General features: G+C 39.1%; 17 protein-coding genes and 2 tRNA genes. 3 read left to right on the top strand and 16 right to left on the bottom strand.

The features are described 5' to 3' along the window. Nucleotide 1: 1 nt before the first annotated feature. The 3 genes from T375_RS09090 to T375_RS09080 form a co-directional block, all read right to left on the bottom strand. Nucleotides 2-496 carry a LeuD/DmdB family oxidoreductase small subunit gene (locus tag T375_RS09090; RefSeq protein WP_044937633.1) on the bottom strand — a complete coding sequence of 165 codons (495 nt, stop codon included), beginning with the start codon at nucleotides 494-496 and terminating at the stop codon, nucleotides 2-4. A 114-nt stretch (nucleotides 497-610) separates the two neighbouring features. Beyond that, entirely contained in the window at nucleotides 611-1,858 is a 1,248-nt protein-coding gene (locus tag T375_RS09085) for a 3-isopropylmalate dehydratase large subunit (RefSeq protein ID WP_044937631.1), read from the bottom strand. A gap of 2 nt (nucleotides 1,859-1,860) precedes the next feature. Further along, nucleotides 1,861-2,334, bottom strand: a complete 474-nt coding sequence (locus T375_RS09080; RefSeq protein WP_044937629.1) for a LeuD/DmdB family oxidoreductase small subunit — start codon at nucleotides 2,332-2,334, stop codon at nucleotides 1,861-1,863. Between the two features lie 142 nt (nucleotides 2,335-2,476). Between T375_RS09080 and T375_RS09075 the strand changes: the two genes are divergently transcribed. Beyond that, on the top strand, nucleotides 2,477-2,989 hold the full coding sequence (locus tag T375_RS09075; RefSeq protein WP_044937627.1) for a YgjV family protein: 513 nt from the start codon (nucleotides 2,477-2,479) through the stop codon (nucleotides 2,987-2,989). Between the two features lie 12 nt (nucleotides 2,990-3,001). Here T375_RS09075 and T375_RS09070 read toward each other — a convergent pair whose 3' ends face one another. From T375_RS09070 to T375_RS09040, 7 genes are all read right to left on the bottom strand, one after another. Continuing rightward, nucleotides 3,002-4,192: an EAL domain-containing protein gene (locus T375_RS09070; protein WP_049960376.1), complete on the bottom strand. Its 1,191-nt coding sequence runs from the start codon at nucleotides 4,190-4,192 to the stop codon at nucleotides 3,002-3,004. Nucleotides 4,193-4,206: 14 nt separating this feature from the next. Then, nucleotides 4,207-5,376 (bottom strand): alanine racemase, encoded by a 1,170-nt coding sequence (gene alr, locus T375_RS09065; RefSeq protein ID WP_044937626.1) that lies wholly within the window; start codon nucleotides 5,374-5,376, stop codon nucleotides 4,207-4,209. 60 nt (nucleotides 5,377-5,436) lie between these two features. Next, nucleotides 5,437-6,171, bottom strand: a complete 735-nt coding sequence (locus T375_RS09060) for an amino acid ABC transporter ATP-binding protein (protein WP_044937624.1) — start codon at nucleotides 6,169-6,171, stop codon at nucleotides 5,437-5,439. A gap of 11 nt (nucleotides 6,172-6,182) precedes the next feature. Continuing rightward, the gene (locus T375_RS09055; protein WP_049960375.1) at nucleotides 6,183-7,688 is read right to left on the bottom strand and encodes an ABC transporter substrate-binding protein/permease; all 1,506 of its coding nucleotides are present in this window, start codon (nucleotides 7,686-7,688) and stop codon (nucleotides 6,183-6,185) included. A gap of 161 nt (nucleotides 7,689-7,849) precedes the next feature. Next, nucleotides 7,850-9,106: an ABC transporter permease gene (locus tag T375_RS09050; RefSeq protein ID WP_044937622.1), complete on the bottom strand. Its 1,257-nt coding sequence runs from the start codon at nucleotides 9,104-9,106 to the stop codon at nucleotides 7,850-7,852. A 20-nt stretch (nucleotides 9,107-9,126) separates the two neighbouring features. After that, a complete protein-coding gene (locus T375_RS09045) occupies nucleotides 9,127-9,840 on the bottom strand; it encodes an ABC transporter ATP-binding protein (protein ID WP_044937620.1) in 714 nt (237 codons plus the stop codon). Continuing rightward, nucleotides 9,818-11,482, bottom strand: coding sequence for an efflux RND transporter periplasmic adaptor subunit (locus T375_RS09040; protein ID WP_044937619.1), 1,665 nt, complete (start codon nucleotides 11,480-11,482; stop codon nucleotides 9,818-9,820). Before T375_RS09040 ends, T375_RS09045 begins: the two co-directional genes overlap by 23 nt. Nucleotides 11,483-11,652: 170 nt before the next feature. On the opposite strand from T375_RS09040, the gene T375_RS09035 reads away from it, so the two are divergent. Then, nucleotides 11,653-12,363, top strand: a complete 711-nt coding sequence (locus T375_RS09035; protein ID WP_044937617.1) for a response regulator transcription factor — start codon at nucleotides 11,653-11,655, stop codon at nucleotides 12,361-12,363. Continuing rightward, complete coding sequence (locus T375_RS09030; protein WP_044937615.1) at nucleotides 12,360-13,721, top strand: sensor histidine kinase; 1,362 nt, start codon at nucleotides 12,360-12,362, stop codon at nucleotides 13,719-13,721. Before T375_RS09035 ends, T375_RS09030 begins: the two co-directional genes overlap by 4 nt. Here T375_RS09030 and T375_RS09025 read toward each other — a convergent pair. The 6 genes from T375_RS09025 to T375_RS09000 form a co-directional block, all read right to left on the bottom strand. Next, nucleotides 13,702-14,439, bottom strand: a complete 738-nt coding sequence (locus tag T375_RS09025; protein ID WP_044937613.1) for a sce7726 family protein — start codon at nucleotides 14,437-14,439, stop codon at nucleotides 13,702-13,704. The two genes, T375_RS09030 and T375_RS09025, sit on opposite strands and share 20 nt — an antisense overlap. Next, a complete protein-coding gene (locus T375_RS09020; RefSeq protein WP_044937611.1) occupies nucleotides 14,439-15,263 on the bottom strand; it encodes a hypothetical protein in 825 nt (274 codons plus the stop codon). Before T375_RS09020 ends, T375_RS09025 begins: the two co-directional genes overlap by 1 nt. Before the next feature lie 240 nt (nucleotides 15,264-15,503). Further along, a tRNA-Met gene (locus T375_RS09015) sits at nucleotides 15,504-15,577 on the bottom strand. 17 nt (nucleotides 15,578-15,594) lie between these two features. Further along, nucleotides 15,595-15,667 (bottom strand) — tRNA-Val (locus T375_RS09010). A 168-nt stretch (nucleotides 15,668-15,835) separates the two neighbouring features. Continuing rightward, nucleotides 15,836-16,270 (bottom strand): hypothetical protein, encoded by a 435-nt coding sequence (locus T375_RS09005; protein ID WP_044937609.1) that lies wholly within the window; start codon nucleotides 16,268-16,270, stop codon nucleotides 15,836-15,838. 68 nt (nucleotides 16,271-16,338) lie between these two features. Beyond that, nucleotides 16,339-18,771, bottom strand: a complete 2,433-nt coding sequence (locus T375_RS09000; RefSeq protein WP_044937607.1) for a homocysteine S-methyltransferase family protein — start codon at nucleotides 18,769-18,771, stop codon at nucleotides 16,339-16,341. Between the last annotated feature and the right edge of the window lie 14 nt (nucleotides 18,772-18,785).

The following is an 18,785-nucleotide window of genomic DNA, read 5'->3' as shown; positions in this document are numbered from 1 at the left end:
ATTAATCCAATCCATTACGCTTTCTCATAGCTTTTACCAAGCCGCCTGCTTCGAGTATTTCCAGAAGATTATCTGGAAGTGAGGCTATTTCGTAGGATTTACCATTTACAACGATTTCCTTGCCTGGTGTAACCTCAGCAATATCTCCTTCTTTAACCTCATCATACAAATCCTGATTTTCAATTAATAGCAGACCATTGTGAATGGCATTTCTGAAAAAGATTCTTGCATAAGATTTTGCAACAACACAGGATACCCCAAGGGCCTTTACAACCTCTGGAGCCTGTTCTCTTGAAGAGCCGCAGCCAAAATTGTTGCCAGCTACAATCATATCTCCTGGCTGAATCTGTGAAGCCAAATCAGGCCTAAGTGGACTAAAGGCGTAAGGCTTCATTTCCTCCACCGTCTTAAACGCCAAATACTCTGTAGGTAAGATTATATCTGTATCTATGTCATCCCCAAGGACCCAAATTTTCGCCGTAAATTTATCACTCATAAATTCTCTCCAATCTAGTCTATGTACATAATCTTACATTAACAATCATTTACTCTCTTCCTTCGACTACATGTCTCATACAGAGAGCAAATAGATTGTTAATTAGATTATGATCTAAAGCTTATCTGCAGTAGTTATAAATCCTTTTACCGCGGATGCAGTTACAGTTGCCGCTGATGCAAGATAAACGTAGGAATCCTTGTGACCAGCTCTTCCCTTAAAGTTACGAGTGCCTGTAGAAATAAGTGTTTCACCTTCACCGATGACACCCTGGCATGCGCCCCAGCATACTGAACAATTAGGATTCATAACCATTGCTCCAGCCGCCATAAATATATCAAGAAGCCCTTCCTTAAGAGCCTGCTTGTACACTTCTCGACTGGCAGGTACCACTAAAAATCTAACTCCCTCTGCAACATGCTTTCCTTTGATTACTTCTGCACCAACTCTTAAATCCTCGATACGTCCGTTGTTGCAGCTACCAAGAAATGCCTCGTTAATCTTTGTACCTTCGCATTCAGATGCTGGTACAACGCTATCTACAAAATGAGGCTTTGCAACAATTGGCTGAATCTCAGATAAATCAATATCAAAAACTTTCGCAAACACTGCATCTTCATCTGATGAAAACAGTGCTTTTGGCTCACGTCCATGGGCTTTTAAATACTCCATTGCAACATCATCAACCTCCATAAGAGCAGTCTTTGCACCTGCCTCAACACACAGATTGCAGATTGAAATTCTGTCAGCAATTGAAAGATCATGCAATCCCTCTCCTGCAAATTCCATTGCTTTATAGTTGGCTCCATTAGCAGAGATTCTACCAATGATGGTAAGAATTAAATCCCTTGCGTATACCCCCTTATTAAGCTTTCCATGAAGATTAAAGCGAATTGTCTCTGGAACCAATAACCATGAAGTTCCAGTAACCATAGCATACAGATAATCTGTGCAACCAACGCCCGTACCAAAAGCGCCTAACGCTCCATATGCACAAGTGTGAGAATCAGCACCAAAAATCAACTCTCCTGGACGTACGTGCTTTTCCATCATAACCTGATGGCACACTCCTTCTCCCTCATAAAAAGTAATTCCATGCTCTCTGGCAAAGTCTCTCATCTTTTTATGACTTGCTGCTGTTTTAGGGCTATCAGCAGGAATATTGTGATCAATAACCCACACAAGCTTATCCACATCCGCAATACGCGGATGCTTAAGGTTGTTATACATGTCTATTGTCAGATGAGTAGTTCCATCATTACTCATCAATCTATCAAGTGTAACTGTCTCAATATCGCCAGCCTTACAGCTCTCCTTGCCAGCTGCTGCGGCGATAATCTTTTCTGCCATTGTCATTCCCATATCTAATCCTCCTTATCCAAAGATGCTATAAGACCACCTTGATCCAAAATTTCCTGCATCTTTTCAGGTAGCTTAGTACAAGAATATTCTTTTCCATTTGCTTTGATGATGCCAGCATTCAAATCCAGTTCCATTTCATCTCCGTCTTTTACCACATCATAAAGCTCTTTACTGACAATAACCGGCATGCCAATGTTTATAGAGTTTCTATAAAAAATACGAGCGAATGATTTAGCTATAACAGCTTTCACACCTAGTGCTTTTAGTACGCTTGGCGCCTGCTCTCTTGATGAACCACAACCAAAGTTTTCATCAGCCACAACAAAATCACCAGGCTTAACCTGAGATGCAAAATCGCCATTTAGGGACTCAAATGTATGCACTTTCATTTCGTCTATTGTGGGGAAAAGTAGATACTGTGAAGCGATAATCTGATCTGTATCTACATCTTTGTGAAATCTAAATACCTTGCCCATATTTCCTCCTTTTACATGTTGTCACATTTTCTAGTTAATCTATTCTACCTTAATTCTTTAGCGATTTAAAGAGGTAAAAACTTTAAAAAATCATAAGATTGTTTTATTATATGTAAATATGATTTTTGATAGGAGTTAATAAATGAATTTAGTTTTAGTTGGACGAATCTTTTCAATTTTGGCTTGTATCCTTATGGTGTTAATCGGATACCTTAAGCACAAAAAAACAATCCTATGGGCACAGAACCTACAGTTTGTTCTTTTTTCTATATCCTACGCTTGCCTTGGTGGTATTGCAGCAGTTGTAGGAAACATGGTTAGCTTGCTTAGAAATCTTATCTGTCTTAAATGGAATCTTTCTGTTCCACTTCAGATTTTTTTCATTGGCTTTCAGGGAGTATTCACCTTCATAACTACTCAAAACAGATGGATTGATTGGCTTCCTTTTGCCGCAGCTACTATGATTACACTTTCACTTAGATCTAAAAAGGATTTAATGATAAAGCTTGGATGCATCGGCAGTATTCTTTGTTTTGGAACTTATGATTTCTTCCTTAAGAACTGGGTTGTATTTGCATTCGATGTTTTCTCACTTATCACAAGTTTAATTGGTGTATATAGAATTCTATTTGATAAAGAAAAAGAGGCCTTTTAAAAGGCCTCTTTCTTATTCTTCAACTTTTCTTGAAAAACCTATCATCAATACATCTTCCTTGTGTGGATGTTTCATAAGATGAATTATAGTTCTAAACTTTTGTGGAACACCTGCCACATTGTGCTCTACAACAACCTCAACTCTTGTTTTTCCATTATTATATGCTTTTAAAAGAGCTGGTCGTGTAAGATTCTCTTCGTATACTTTGTACGACTCTCCCACGCATATTGCTAATGCATTGTGAGTCATATCATCAATAACACCTGCTGTAGGCGCATCAAAGAAAATCTCTGGGTTCTGATACATCATATAATAGCTATTCTTATACAGATTTCCGAACATTATCATGTCATATTCTGTCTTCATAGCTCTTAAAAGCAGGCTGTGAGTACTGAATGTTCCCTGCTTCTTAAGGAAATCATCATCATCAACCATAGGAGCATTGTCTATCATTGCAAGAACCAGGAAATCCTCTTTTTTGAGTGGTCTAGAGAATAAATACCCCTGAACTCTATCACAATCCATATTCTGCAAAAACTTAAGCTGCTCCATGGTCTCTACGCCTTCAGCTATAGTCTTTAAGCTAAGACGTCTTGCAAAGAAAAATACAGTTTCAAGGGTACCACGTCCCCTTTCATCCTGACAATTATCTTCCAAGAATGCTTTATCAACTTTCAAAAAACTAACTGGCATATTCTTTACAAACTGTAAGGATGTAAAGCCTGCACCGAAATCATCTATAGCGATTTTAACACCGGTGTCTGCGATGTTTCTGGCCCATTCTTCTATGGATTTTAAATCCTCAACAGCAAGAGCAGATTCTGTAATCTCGACCTCAAACATCTCTGGCTTTACTTTATATGTTGTAAGAATGGCCTGTAACTTGCGATAGAAATCTTTTTCTTTTACATGCCATCTAGAAAAATTGACAGCAATTGGAACTGCCTTATCTCCCATTTCATGGATAGTTCGACAGGCTTCCTCTGCCATATACCAGTCTAAAATATTAATATCATCTGTCTTTTCAAGTTTCGGTATGAATTTGTCTGGGCTAATTATTTCGCCATTAGGCTTCACCCATCTAACAAGTGCTTCAGCACTAACTATTTTACCAGTACTGGCATCGTACTGTGGTTGATAATATGCTTTGATTTCACGATTCTCAATAGCATTTACTACTTTATCTAAGAAAGAAGTACTCATAAAATCCTCAATTACTACATCCTAAGCATTAACTCACGATCAATAACTTCCCCATTTCGATAATAAACTCGAGGAACACGCTTGCTAACTGCACAAGTTAATTCATAAGGAATAGTACCTGCACAAGCAGCTAAGTCATCAATACTGTTCTTCTCCCCAAATATTTCAACTTCACTTCCTACATCTACAGTAGGCATATCTGTGATATCTATCATACACATGTCCATGCAAATTTTACCCCTAAGCTTTGCTGGACCTTCCTTTGTGTAAAGTGAACATTTATTAGAAAGACTTCTAAGAAATCCATCTGCATAACCATATGGTAAAACACCAATACGTGTTGGCTTGTCTGTAACAAACATTCCGCCGTAGCTGACAGCAGTTCCTTCTGGATAAATCTTGATTGTGCTGACAGTTGTCTTCATGGTCATGGCTGGACGAAGTCCCATCTGATGAGCGAACTCACCATAACCATATAATAACAGGCCTGGACGCACCATGTCTAGATAAGTTTCTGGGAAACGAGCAACTGCTCCTGTGTTTGCGCAATGTCTAATTTTAAACTTGTGATTAAGCTGCTCTTCAACTGCAGAAATGACTCTGGTGAATAACTCAAACTGATGCTTTGTATAATCATCATTGGCCTGACCAAACTCATCTGCCTCAGCAAAATGTGTAAAGATTCCTTCTGCCTCAAGACCTGGCATCTGGCATGCTTCTACAATGCCGCTGACACCAGTATCAAAATAGCCATTGTCGCAAAGGTATCCTAAACGAGACATTCCTGTATCCACTTTGATGTGAACCTTTAAAACGCCTCCTGCCTTTACTGCTTCTGCACTATACTCATCTGCCTTTGCTTTACAAGTGATGGCCTGTGTGATTCCATATTCAATAAGACGTGGAACCTGCTCCTTTGGAGTATGTCCTAAAATAAGAATAGGCATCTTGATGCCATTTACGCGTAGCTCTAATGCCTCATCTGCACTGCTGACAGCAAGATAATCAGCTCCCAATTCCTCAAGGAGCTGACTAACTTGAATACTTCCATGTCCATATGCATCGGCTTTTACTACGCCAAGAAACTTGACATCACTGCCTATCTTTTCACGAATCTTTTTGTAATTATATGCGATGGCGTCGAGATTTACCTCGGCCCATGTACGTCTAAGTGTTGATTCCATAATCGTATTGCTCCATTATCATTTAATGTTCAATACTATTATAGTCATTTATCTTAAAAACTAAAGTACTTTTGACAAGAAGTCCTGCAATCTCTGAGACTTTGGAGAATCGAAAATTTCTGCTGGAGTTCCCTCTTCTTTGATTCTCATTTCGTCGAAGAAAAGTACTCTATCTGCTACTTCTCTTGCAAATCCCATTTCGTGTGTAACAACTACCATTGTCATACCATCATCAGCAAGCTCTTTCATAAGATTGAGAACCTCACCAACCATCTCTGGATCTAGTGCAGATGTAGGCTCATCAAACAAAATAACCTCTGGATTCATAGCAAGTGTACGTGCAATTGCGATACGCTGCTTTTGTCCACCTGAAAGACTATCTGGATAAGCAGATGCCTTATCTGCGAGACCAACTCTTTCAAGAAGCTCTGCTGCTTTCTTGTTTGCCTCTTCCTCGCTCATAAGTCCAAGCTTTACTGGAGCAAGTGTAAGGTTCTTTTGGATTGTAAGATGAGGGAAAAGGTTGAAGTGCTGGAACACCATTCCCACACGACGTCTTACATCATTTATATCTACTCCCTTTGCAGTGATATCCTCACCATCAAGATAAATCTTTCCGTCTGTAAGATTCTCAAGCTGATTTAATGTACGAATGAATGTAGATTTACCACAGCCTGATGGTCCGATGATAGCAATAACCTCACCCTTTTCAATCTGCATATTTACATTTTTAAGAACTTCATTCTTTCCAAATGATTTTGATAAGTTTTCTACTTTAATTAATACTTCACTCATGCTATCTCTCCTTAATCAGCCTTTCTTTCTGTTTTGCGTAAGCTCTTTTCCCATTTACCAACAAGCACTGTAAGCAACTCTACGATAATAAGGTAAACGAATGCTACAGCAACAAGTGGAATGAAAGCTTCGTATGTCTGGCTTCGAATGATATCTCCACCACGAGTTAAATCTGTAAGACCGATGTATCCACAGATTGATGTCTCTTTGATAAGCATAATGAACTCGTTTGCCAAAGCTGGAAGTACATTCTTGATAGCCTGTGGAAGGATGATAGCGGTCATTGTCTGCTTGTGTGAAAGACCAAGGCTTCGTCCTGCTTCCATCTGACCATTGTCGATGGACATGATACCACCACGCATAATCTCTGCTACATAAGCACCTGAGTTAATAGCAAATGCAATAATTGCAACAAGTACCTTTGAAACATTAACTGACTTAAATACAACATAGTAAATAATCAAAAGCTGTACCATCATTGGTGTTCCACGAATGATAGTAAGATATACTTTACAAATTCCGTTAAGAATTACATGTGCTCCTGTTTTATCATATGAGACACGGATAATTGCTACAAAGAAACCTATAAGCACACCGATGATAACCGCACATAGAGCAATCACAAGTGTATTTCTAAGACCTGTTAAAAGATACTGATATCTTCCATCCTTTACAAAGTTTGCATAAAGCTTCTCTGTAAATGTCTGTCCGTCAGCTGTTGCATTAGCATCCTTAACAATCATAACCTGCTTTGATGTGATATATGATGTAGAGAAGTTGATTGATTTCGCACGCTCTTCTGTCATTGTCATGCCTGCAATACCAACATCGGCCTTGTGAGAGCTAACTGCGTTGATAATAGAATCGAACTCCATGTCCTCGATTTCAATGCTCATACCAAGCTTATCGCCAATGGCATGCATAATATCCATATCAATACCAATAACTTCACCACTCTCATAGTATTCATATGGCTTAAAAGTAGCATTAGTTGCAACTACGATTGTGCCATTGTCATATGTAACTCCCTCAGGTGACTCATATGGGAACTTACCTTTTGTATCATCTCCAATATAATTAGAAATGATTTCATCCAATGTGCCCTCTTCCTGAAGCTCAGCAATAGCGCCATTAACCTGCTCTAAAAGCTCGTCATTATCCTTTGCAATACAGATTGCATATTCTTCCAAAGCGAATGGCTCATCTAAAATTACAAGCGAACCTTCGTTTTCAACACTTGCAATTGCAGGCTGCTCATCAGCAATAACACAATCAATTTTGCCCTGCTTTAAAGCCTGAACCGCATCAGTGATTTTATTGTAACGCTCAACTGTTGTTCCAGCCTCGTCTCCCTCGTAATCACTGGCATAAATATCACCAGTTGTTCCAAGTTGAACACCGATTTTTGATCCTTCTAAATCATCGATAGATGAAATAGTTTTTGTGTTGTCAGCACTTCCACAGCCAATGAAAAGTGCGGCAAGCATACATGCAAGAATTGTAGCTTTCTTTTTCATATAATCCGTCTCTCTTTCGTATAATTATTCTTAAATAATGTATTTTTATACTAAGACATAATACCACATAATTATAAAAAATAAAGAGGAAATTAAATAAATATATAAAAAAATAGCCTCGATATTCATCGAAGCTATTAATAATATGCATAATATTCATTTTATTCGTATCTTAATGCATCAATCGGATTCATGTTTGCTGCATGCTTTGCTGGTGAATATCCAAAGAATACGCCTATGGCCATAGAGAATCCTACCGACATATATATACTTGCAATTGAAACTTCAGGTGTATAACCCATAAAGTGAGCAGCTATATTTCCAAGTAATAATCCTACCACTATTCCAATCAAGCCACCTATCAGACAAATAATAATAGCTTCACTTATAAACTGAAGCATTATCATTCCATCAGGAGCTCCCAGAGCTTTTCTTGTACCGATTTCTTTGGTTCGCTCAGTGATTGAAACTGTCATAATATTCATTACACCAATACCACCTACAATAAGGGCAATTGCCGCTATCATAGAGATAGCAAGTGTCATCTGATTCATAGTCTTTGTATTCTCCTGAATCATAGTTTGATTACTATATGCATCCACATAAAACTTATCACCTAATGTGTTTGCCATAACATCTGTCAAATATGTTTTAATCTCTGTAGATAAAGCTACCGGATCCTGTCCTTCTGCTGCAACCACCGTGGCATCAAAGATAGTTTCGTCATGAGAATAATTCCATGCAGTCTTAAGTGGAATATATACATTGGTGCTGATATTTTTATTGCTACCACGCATCATACTGCCTGACTGCTGATACTCATACACTCCTATTACTGTAATATTCATGTATTCATCATTAATATTGACTTCGAACTCTTTTCCAAGCACATCATCCAATGAATAATTAGCTCCAAAAAGCTGCTCTGCAAATTTGTCTGCCACAATAGCAGTATTCTTTCCCTGCTCATATGCAAACTCGTTAAATAGATTGCCGCCTTTAAGCTTTATGTTATTAGCTTTAAAATAACCAGCACTGACTCCTGTAATATCTACATTGGCTTTGTTTGCATCCTTGATGACTGTCCCCGAGCCTGCACTAGCCTCAACAGAGATTGCACTTATCTTACCCTTAAACTGATTGGCAAGTTTATGAAGTGTTTCCGGAGTGATTTTCATAGTTTGATAATCTGCCTCTGAAAGCTCCTGGTTATAATCAATTGGATTAACGTATATGGTAATGTTTTGAACACCATAGCTTTCCAGCTGCTTTTGTACGCCCTTTGTCATCGAATTGCCCACTGTCATAATAGCAATAACTGCTGCAACACCAATGATAATACCAAGCATTGTAAGAAAAGCTCTCATTTTGTTAGCTTTTATACTAAGCAAAGCAAGCTTACAGTTTTCTTTAATCATATCTATTCCTTTCAAGCCACTTAGGCCATCTTTTTCTCAGCAATAATATTTCCGTCGCTAATAGTTACAATTCTCGGAGTCTCTGCTGCAAGTTCATTTGAATGAGTAATGAGCACAATAGTCTTTCCCTGTTTTTCATGAAGCTCGTGAAATATATCCATTACCAATCTACCTGTTCCCGAATCGAGGGCACCTGTTGGCTCATCTGCCAGAATAATATCAGGGTCATTCGCCATAGCTCTTGCTATAGCTACACGCTGCTTCTGTCCACCTGATAGCTCGTCAGGAGTATGGTGCATACGCTCTTCCATTCCTACCATTTTCAAAAGCTCAATGGCTCTTTTTCTGCGTTGCTTTTCTGGAACACCTGCATATAGCATTGGCATCTCCACATTTGCAATAGCATCTGTTCTAGCTATTAGATTATATGTCTGAAAAACAAATCCTATATGCTTGTTTCTAAGGGCAGATAAGGCCTTGTTTGGAGCCTTTGAAATATCAATCCCATCAAGAATATATTCTCCCGAAGTCTGTCTATCCAAAATACCTAGAATATTCATCAGAGTACTTTTACCAGAACCTGATTGGCCAACAATGGAAACGAACTCTCCTTTGTGAATATCCAAATCTATTCCATGCAAAATCTCCAGCTCATTTGGAGTTCCAATATAATAGCTTTTTCTTATATTTTTTGCAGATAATAAAATATCATTACTCAAAATATATTCCTCCATCAGTTCCCATTGACTCTAATGTTGCATCGGCGCTGTTTCCATCCATATCAGACTCAACTATCATTTCACCTTCCTTAAGGTCGCCACCTGTAATCTCTGTATAGAAGTCATCTGAAATTCCTGTTGTCACTGTAACGTTCTTTGTGCTTCCGTCTTTTGTCTGAATCACCACATACTTGCTTCCATCATCTGCAGTCTTGATATCTGATGATGGCACAGCAATTGCATTTTCGGAAGATGCAGTAATAAATGTCATTTTGGCTGTCATACCAAGTCTTAGGTTTTCATTGGAATCATCTATCTGTACGTCTACTCTGTATGTAGCTCTGCTCTTTGATACAGAAGCTGTAGTAGATGTGGCGTCTGTAGTTTTAGTGCTGTTCTTTGTTGCTGTAGGTGAAACAAATACAACTGTACCGTTTAATACCTCATCTCCTGTAGCATCTGTTTTAATCTGTACCTTCTGTCCCACCTGGATGCTTGGAATCTGAGCCTCATCTATATCAGCTGTAGCCTTTAAGCTAGTTACATTATCAATTACAACTGCATCTGTTCCGCTGTAAGTCTGACCTTTTACTATATTTACATTAGTAACTGTCCCATCCTGAGACGCGTAAACAATTGCCTTTGAAAGCTCTTCCTGGGATTTTTCAATCTCCTGCTTTGCAGATAAAGTATTTGACTGGGCACTAAGCTCATTGGATTTAGCAGCCTGTGCCTGTGTATATACATTTGAGTTAGCAGACTCTGTTGTGTTATTTAAGCTAGACTGAGCAGATTCTACAGAACGATTTGCAGAGTTGACAGAATCTGATGCAGACTGAACTGACTGTCTTGCCGACTCTGTAGCTGACACTGCACTATCATATGCACTCTTTTTACTATCATAATCACTTTGAGCTGTAGCAAGCTCTGTCTTTGCTGTCTCTAAATCTGTCTTTGCCTGAGTAAGCTGATTGTTTAATTCTGTAGGATCTTCTGCACTGGCAATCTGAGTCACTAAATCAGTAATCTTTGCATTTAAGTCATCAACCTTCTTCTGTGCAGCTGCAAGTGTAGCACTGGCTGAATCCTTCGCTCTCTCTGCTTCATTTTCACTGTTGCTTGCAGTTGTAAGGTTATTATCAGCATTCTTTTTATTTCTGTTTGCAGTGTTCTGGTCCTGCTGTGCAGATTCAAGATTTCTATTAGAATCATTTATCTGAGTTGCCCCGTTACGCTGTGCATCTGTAAGAGCTTGATTTGCATTCTGCTGAGCAATTTCATTCTGCTGATTCTGAATATTGAGAGCCTGCTGCTGATATGAAAGTGTCTGCTCCATAGTTGTCATATCAAGCTTGTAAAGAGGATCACCTTTTTTTACTACATCTCCTACCTTTACATATACTTCCTCTACGGGATAAGAACTTGTTGTAGTTGCAAACTGTCCACTTTCCTCTGCAGAAATAATTGTTCCTGTTGCACTAAGTGTCTTTTCAATATTCTGCTTTGTCACCTCAATTGTAATTGGTTCGCTGTCAGCTTCATTTCCCTTAGCCTTTACATATTTAAATCCGGCCACACCTGCAACAGATGAAATAACAAGAGCTGCAATTATCATGCAAGTTACAACCTTTTTATTAAGTATCTCTTTTAGTTTCAATTCTTTTCCCTCCATGTGATTTCTATCAACAGATGCTATTGTGCCATTTGATTCTTAAGAAATACCTTAAGTAAATCTAAAGAAATCTAAAGAAATTTCTTTTTACTATTTATTCACAGCTTTTGTGTTACTATACAAACAGATAAAGCTATCTATTTATAGGAGTGAATATGGGAAATCAAAAGATACTGGTTGTTGATGACAACGAGGAAATAAGAAATATTCTACATATATTATTAGAAAGTGAAGGCTATCAGATTCTTGAAGCTTCCGATGGAGAGACTGCACTTACTATGGTGGACGACTCTATCGATTTAATCATCCTTGATATTATGATGCCTGGCATTTCTGGACTGGATGTATGCAAGAAAATTCGAGAAACATATCAAATGCCAATACTCTTTCTTACAGCAAAGGGAACTGACTCTGACAAATCTCTGGGCCTTCTTATAGGGGCCGATGATTATCTGTCAAAGCCTTTTTCACATAGTGAGCTTACTGCCCGTGTAAAATCCATGCTCCGTCGCTACTATGTATATCAGGGCAAAAAGGAAGCTGTCTCAGACAACTACTACACTTATAACATTTTTAAAGTGGCAAAGGACAGAAATGAAGTCTTTGTTATCAGCCCGGATGGACAGGAAACATCTATTGATTTATCTGAGTTGGAATATCAGATTTTCAAGCTTTTAATAGAAAGCCCGGGGCGTGTTTTCCCAGCCCAGCTTATATACGAAACTATATGGAATGAGCCATACTTCTACAGTTCAAATGCTACTATCATGGTTCACATCAGAAATCTTCGAACCAAAATCGAGGATGATCCATCAAATCCTGTTCATCTTCTTACAGTATGGGGAAAGGGATATAAACTACAATGAGAAAATTAAAGAAGGTCTTTTCTAAATCCTTATATCTTGAACTATGGCTATCCATAGTTGTTTCCTTGGTGATTGGTGGAATAACATTCTTTTTACTACAGCAGGTCAACGACCTAATTTATTATTCAAAGTGGGCAGATGAGGTCTATATCCCATCCCGATTAGATTCATCCGTAGCAGATTTTCAGGAATATATTGATGAAAACCAAGTATCTAGCGAAGATAAAACATTGATTTTTAAATGGTCACAGTCTCATCCTCTTATGTACTTTTATTTAGAGCGTGACGGAGTTATTATTTATAATTTCTATGTGGACTACTCTTATGACTCGGCCTCTGAAATTTCGGAAGCTGATGCTGAGCTAATAGAGGAATCATATGAATATAATCCTTATGTATACGACTATACAATTACGCTGATTGACGGCGAATGTCAGATGCATGTATTTGAAGACTTCAAATACGACTTGTATTCGAAAATCCAGTTTGCAAATATCGTAGTAAGCGCATTAATAATTATTATTATGATTACTATACTGGTACGTAAGAAAATCAAATATATTAATGAGGTTACTTCTGGTATTGAAATCCTTGCCGGTGGCGATTTAAGCTATCGTATTCCCGTTAAAGGAAACGATGAGATATCAAATGTTGCAGACAACATTAATTCAATGAGTATAGCTGTTGCAAACCAAATAGAAAATGAAAAGAAAGCAATACAGGCTAACAACAGCCTCGTCACAGCGCTATCTCACGACTTGCGGACTCCTCTCACCACACAGATGGGCTATTTGGAAATTCTAAAAGAACACCATTATCATTCAGAAGAAGAAATGGATAAGTATGTAAATACCGCATTGGATACTTGCTTTCAGATTAAAGAAATGTCAGATAGGCTTTTCGAATACTTCCTTGCATTTGATCCTCATCCTGAGCGTTCAAAGGAAACACTTAACTGCTATGATGGAATTGATTTCCTAATGCAGATAATAAGTGAATTATCCCTTCCACTAATAGAGCAAGGTTTCAGCTTTGAATACGGTGAGCCACCAGAGCCCTTTAAGATTAACGTAAATACGGATGATATCTTAAGAGTATTCAACAACGTATTTACGAATATAGATAAATATGCAGATGAAACTGAACCTGTTCATATTGGCCTAAAATGTGACAAGGAATTTGCTATACTTTCACTCTCCAACAAAATTCGTTCAGTTCCAAGAAAAAATGAAAGTGCCAAAATCGGTCTTATCAGTATCAATAGCCTAATGAAAAGACAAGGTGGCTCTAGCGTAACTAAAACCACCTTGGATACCTTCACTATTGAATTGAAATTTCCTATTTACCAGCACGCCTAGTTCTTTTGATAGAGGTCCTTTTCTTAGGGCCTCTTCTTTTTGGAGAATGTGCTTTTCTAAAGGCTGCAATCTCAGCCAACAGCTTTTCATAATCTCTTTCAAATAAGAGTTCACTAATCTCATGACTAACATCTGCAGGGTCGACCTTGGTTTCAGGAATCACCGGTTCCACCCCCGCTTCCTTTGCAGCTCTTTTTATACGAGCCACCTCAGCTTTTGCAATTGGAGCTTTCGTCCACTCTATAATCTTTTTGCGAACAGCCGGTTTACTCAACGTCTTGTATTCTGGCATTCCCAGTTTTTGTAAAAGGATTCCTAATTCAGGCCTCCATAGCAATTCCAGCTTTCTATTAAGCTTTACCTTTTTATTGTATTCAGGCTTTCTCAAAAAATAGAAATCAGGCTTTTCATCTACTTCATCAACTGTAATAATCCCCCAATAAGCTGGAACATGCTCTTCCACATGCATTGCATGACTTGAGCCAACTACCACTATGTTGTAATCGAAGTATTTATCATAGTCTTTTATCTGACCTTCAAGCCTTGTATAGGTGTCCGCATCAGATTTTATTTCTATTCCTACAAGAGCATCGGTAATTATCATAATCACATCTGCCCTTGATTTTCCCATCATCTTTTCCTCGATGATTCGTGTTTTACCGTAGGATTCCTCTAAAAACTCGAATAGGGGCTCCCTTATATCTTTATCTTTTAACATTAAAGTGCCTCAATCTGTTCTAGTATTTGGGAGGCATCTGCATTAAACTCAGTGATTTCTTTGCCAAATGAGGAATCATAGTATTTACCAAACAGCTCATCATATTCATCCTGACTGGCCAATTCCTCTCCATTTATCTCCCAATAAGAAATTATCGCATTTCCGTTTTCATCAAAGCTATCCTCTGCCCATGGATCAAGTGGACCCTGAGTACCATAAGCAATATTAATCCAATAACCATCCTTGATTGCCACCACACTGTTGTATGTATTGGCATCCACATGCTCTGTAGCTAATAACACATTGTCGCCTTCCACATATGAAACAGAATCAATCTGTCCACTCAGTAGGTTTACTGTAGAGCCAGTAAATGTGGCTATTACTATATCTGAATCATCAACCTTGTAGATAAGCTCTGGAACATCATCAGAATCTACATAAATCAGCGAAAAACTAACGCTATCCTCGCTACTCAAATCCTCTACTAAAGCCTTATAGCCTTCTTTCCAGGATGCAAACTCACTTACTTCAGATGCTCCTGCAGCTATATAGTTAGCCCCTACTCTATCATCAAGCTCAAAGGCTGCATTGTATTCATCGGAGTAATTGTATCCCTCTACTACCTCTATAGTTGGAAGATTTTCAGATTCTACACTTGCAGAATCATCTTTATTTTCAGTTGCTTCACTTTCAGATTTACTCTCCTCAAGGGCATCAGCCAACTCTTCTGGCTCAACCTCTCCCGAAACATTATCTTTTCCACAGGCAATCATGCTGGCCATCATGGAACTGCACAATAAAGCAACGATTAATCTTTTTCTCATTTCTTGTCCCCCTAGTTTTTGCTTTTGCAACAATTATAACTCAGTGAGTTTCGGAAGTCGAACATGGATATAGTGGGGATTCGATTCTCGCCTGCCGGCTCGGTCGGCTCGCAACCATGTGGTCCACTGGACCACGCTCGCCCCTCGACATCGCGGGAAACCCACAGTTTGATTGAATATAGAATCCCCCTCTCGCTACGAAACAAAAAAGGAATCCATATGGATTCCTTTTTTGTTTCGTAGCGAGAGGGGGATTCGAACCCTCGACACCGCGGGTATGAACCGCGTGCTCTAGCCAACTGAGCTATCTCGCCATATTTATTAAATTAAATGGGACCTACAGGGCTCGAACCTGTGACCCTCTGCTTGTAAGGCAGATGCTCTCCCAGCTGAGCTAAGATCCCAGAGCTATTAGCGTTTACCGCTTCAAGCGACTTCATAAAGATAACAAAACAAGCCCCCAATGTCAACATAATTATTAATTTTCGCAATATTTTTACTATTTAGAGGAATTACCTGAAATATGTACATCCATAAAATAAGAAAAGCAGACCTAAAAGTCTGCTTTTGTTTTAGAAATATGACATTGTACCTTCCAAATCAATGTGCTTTGCCTGAAGGTCCTTTAATTCGAAAACGATTCCCTCACAGTATTTTTCATCATTGATTCTTGTGCGGCGGCCAATCATTCTGAAATGTGCTACTGGGAAAGATGTTTCGTAGCTCCAAGAGTAATCTGGATTTCCACCCTTTTCTCCCTTGCAAAGGCCCTTCCAAAATGCCTTGATTGTATTTGGGCTTTCATAGTCCACATACATCATCTCGTTTTCTTCAGAGATATCGTCACCCTCTTCGTATGTAGCACCCTCAAACTGGATAACAGTATTTAAACTGCCATAGCCAATAACAAGGCCATTCACTCTTGCCTCTTCAATAAGAGATTCCTCTACATCTGAAAGACCATAGTGACATCCCTGAAGCTTCTCAGCTAATTCTTCTTTTGTCATAGTCAAACTCCCTCACTTTGATTTTCACATATCACTAATAATACATTACTAGATTTTAGTTAAAAAATCTATGCCCATTTCTCCATAATATTTTGAACCAACTTTACACATTCTGCTGCATCAGCCGAATATCCATCTGCACTAATCTCATCCTTGAAGGATTCGTTTATACATGCTCCGCCAATAATAATCTTAGCTCTACAGCCCTTTTCCTTAGCGAGCTTAACCACATCATCCATTCGCATCATTGTGGTGGTCATAAGGGCAGACAGACCAATTATATCTGCATCAACCTCTACTGCCTTATCAATGATTATGGCTGCTGGTACATCCTTGCCTAGATCAATTACGTTGAAGCCATAGTTTTTAAGCATAAGTGCAACCAAATTCTTTCCAATATCGTGAATATCACCCTCTACTGTAGCAATAACAACCGTCGCCTTTGCTTCAGTAGAATCGCTGGCAAGAAGTGGTTCTATGTGCTTCATTCCCACTTCCATCGCATTTGCTCCCGCTATTAGCTGTGGCAAGAAATACTTCTTTTTATCATATAAATCACCTACTACGTTTATTCCCTTAATAAGGTGATTTTCGATGATTTCCTGTGGCTCCATTCCAGCATCTAAAAGCTTTTGTATTTCAGAAACTATCTGGTCCTTTTTTCCTTTTATAACACACTCAGCCACTGGACTTTCTGAAGATGTAGTGCTGGTTTCAGGCTTTGCCCCAGCTGCGCTACCACTAGTGGCTCCTCCCGCTGTCATTGATAACACTGGCAGTGATGCATATTTTTCCAACGCCCCTGGCTTGTTCATAAGTGTATCAGCTGCTGCAGCCTGATACATAAGCATATCCTGGCTTGGATTTGCAATAGCCATAGTAAGGCCTTTGCTGACAGCTATGGTAAGATATGTGGCATTTACAAACTGTCTATTAGGCATTCCAAATGATATGTTGGACAAACCGCATACTGTAGGAAGTCCCAACTCATTCTTGCAGTATTCTATGGTTTCAAAGCACTGTAATCCTGCTGTACCTTCAGCACCAACTGTCTGTACCAGCACGTCTACCACTGCTGCATCCCTATCTAGTCCAATAGCTTCTGCTGCATTAAGAACAGTGGCAATATGCTCTTTCTTTTCTTCCATATCCTTTGGAAGTCCCGCTCCCGACAATGGAAGTGTGATAAACATAGCTCCATATTTCTTTGCAAGCTTAAGCATAGGCTCCATCTTTTCTTTTTCAGCAGATATAGAGTTAATGAGAGCACGTCCTGGATATATGCGAAGCGCAGCCTCCATAACATCCACATGGCTAGTATCCAAACATAACGGTAAATCAACTGCTGATGTTACCTCATAAATACTATCAAGCATCATCTGCTTCTCATCGATGCCATTCATACCCATATTTACGTCGAGAATGTTGGCGCCCTTTTCTTCCTGCTCTCTTGCAAAATCCACAACCATGGATAGAGAGCCTGAAAGTAGGCTAGCCTGGAATTTCTTTTTGCCTGTAGGATTGATTCTTTCACCGATTACCATAAATGGTCCGTCTAAATCAATCCAGGTATTCATTCGCTCAGAAGTAACAACCCTCATAGGCTTCTTTTCAATCTGATGCTGTTTTTTATCCTTCAAACGAGAAACCAGAGCTGATATGTGTTCCGGTGTAGAACCGCAACATCCACCAAAGAGCCATGCTCCTGCTTCATAAAGCTTTTCGCAAGCATCTGCAAAAACATCAGGGCTCATCTTGTAAACAGTCTTACCATCCTCAAGCTCAGGCAAGCCAGCGTTTGGCTTTACAATAATAGGGATGTTTGCAACTGCCGCCATCTGCTGAACAAGCTCTAGCATAGCATCCGGGCCAGTGCTGCAATTCATTCCCACACAATCTACACCCATTGACTGAAGAACAATCATGGCTGTATCTGGTGATGTTCCGTACAGTGTCTTTCCATCTGGATTAAAGGTAAGAGAAACAATGATTGGTAAGTCACATGATTCCTTGATAGCAAGAACTGCTGCACGACACTCCTGAAGGCTCATCATAGTTTCAACTACAAAAAGATCTACACCTTCCTGAAGAATAGCTTCCACCTGCTCCTTATAGCAATCTACTAAATCCTCAAACATAAGGTCTCCAAGAGGATATAGCTGCTTACCTGTCATAGAAATATCTGCTGCAACAAGGCCTTTATCCCCTGCAACCTGCCTTGAGAGGCGGACAAGCTGCCTGTTCATCTCCACAAGCTTATCCTCTAACCCATATTCTGCTAGCTTGATTCTAGAGGCTGTAAAAGTAGGTGCCAACACAATATCAGAACCTGCATCAAAATAAGCCTTTTGCAATTCCTGAATAGCCCAAGGATTATCAATAATCCATTTTTCTGGACATACTCCTGCAGGCATTCCCCTTTTTTGAAGCTCAGTACCTGTAGCCCCATCAATAAATACAATTCTCTTTTCAAGTAACTCTCTAAAATCCGCTCTAGTCATTATTTCTCCTCTTA

Source organism: Pseudobutyrivibrio sp. LB2011, from assembly GCF_000701765.1.
GTDB classification, from domain to species: domain Bacteria; phylum Bacillota; class Clostridia; order Lachnospirales; family Lachnospiraceae; genus Pseudobutyrivibrio; species Pseudobutyrivibrio ruminis.
The sequence above is the reverse complement of the archived record's forward strand: the minus strand, read 5'-3'. Positions and strand labels throughout refer to the sequence as shown.

Bases quoted from the DNA above. Each gene is read 5' to 3' on its own strand.
- T375_RS09090 (WP_044937633.1), bottom strand. From the start codon at position 496: ATGAGTGATAAATTTACGGCGAAAATTTGGGTCCTTGGGGATGACATA.
- T375_RS09025 (WP_044937613.1), bottom strand. From the start codon at position 14,439: ATGTTAAAAGATAAAGATATAAGGGAGCCCCTATTCGAGTTTTTAGAG.
- T375_RS09000 (WP_044937607.1), bottom strand. From the start codon at position 18,771: ATGACTAGAGCGGATTTTAGAGAGTTACTTGAAAAGAGAATTGTATTT.
- T375_RS09020 (WP_044937611.1), bottom strand. From the start codon at position 15,263: ATGAGAAAAAGATTAATCGTTGCTTTATTGTGCAGTTCCATGATGGCC.
- alr (WP_044937626.1), bottom strand. From the start codon at position 5,376: ATGGAATCAACACTTAGACGTACATGGGCCGAGGTAAATCTCGACGCC.
- T375_RS09045 (WP_044937620.1), bottom strand. From the start codon at position 9,840: ATGGAGGAATATATTTTGAGTAATGATATTTTATTATCTGCAAAAAAT.
- T375_RS09075 (WP_044937627.1), top strand. From the start codon at position 2,477: ATGAATTTAGTTTTAGTTGGACGAATCTTTTCAATTTTGGCTTGTATC.
- T375_RS09030 (WP_044937615.1), top strand. From the start codon at position 12,360: ATGAGAAAATTAAAGAAGGTCTTTTCTAAATCCTTATATCTTGAACTA.
- T375_RS09035 (WP_044937617.1), top strand. From the start codon at position 11,653: ATGGGAAATCAAAAGATACTGGTTGTTGATGACAACGAGGAAATAAGA.
- T375_RS09050 (WP_044937622.1), bottom strand. From the start codon at position 9,106: ATGATTAAAGAAAACTGTAAGCTTGCTTTGCTTAGTATAAAAGCTAAC.
- T375_RS09080 (WP_044937629.1), bottom strand. From the start codon at position 2,334: ATGGGCAAGGTATTTAGATTTCACAAAGATGTAGATACAGATCAGATT.
- T375_RS09060 (WP_044937624.1), bottom strand. From the start codon at position 6,171: ATGAGTGAAGTATTAATTAAAGTAGAAAACTTATCAAAATCATTTGGA.
- T375_RS09070 (WP_049960376.1), bottom strand. From the start codon at position 4,192: ATGAGTACTTCTTTCTTAGATAAAGTAGTAAATGCTATTGAGAATCGT.
- T375_RS09005 (WP_044937609.1), bottom strand. From the start codon at position 16,270: ATGACAAAAGAAGAATTAGCTGAGAAGCTTCAGGGATGTCACTATGGT.
- T375_RS09085 (WP_044937631.1), bottom strand. From the start codon at position 1,858: ATGGGAATGACAATGGCAGAAAAGATTATCGCCGCAGCAGCTGGCAAG.
- T375_RS09055 (WP_049960375.1), bottom strand. From the start codon at position 7,688: ATGAAAAAGAAAGCTACAATTCTTGCATGTATGCTTGCCGCACTTTTC.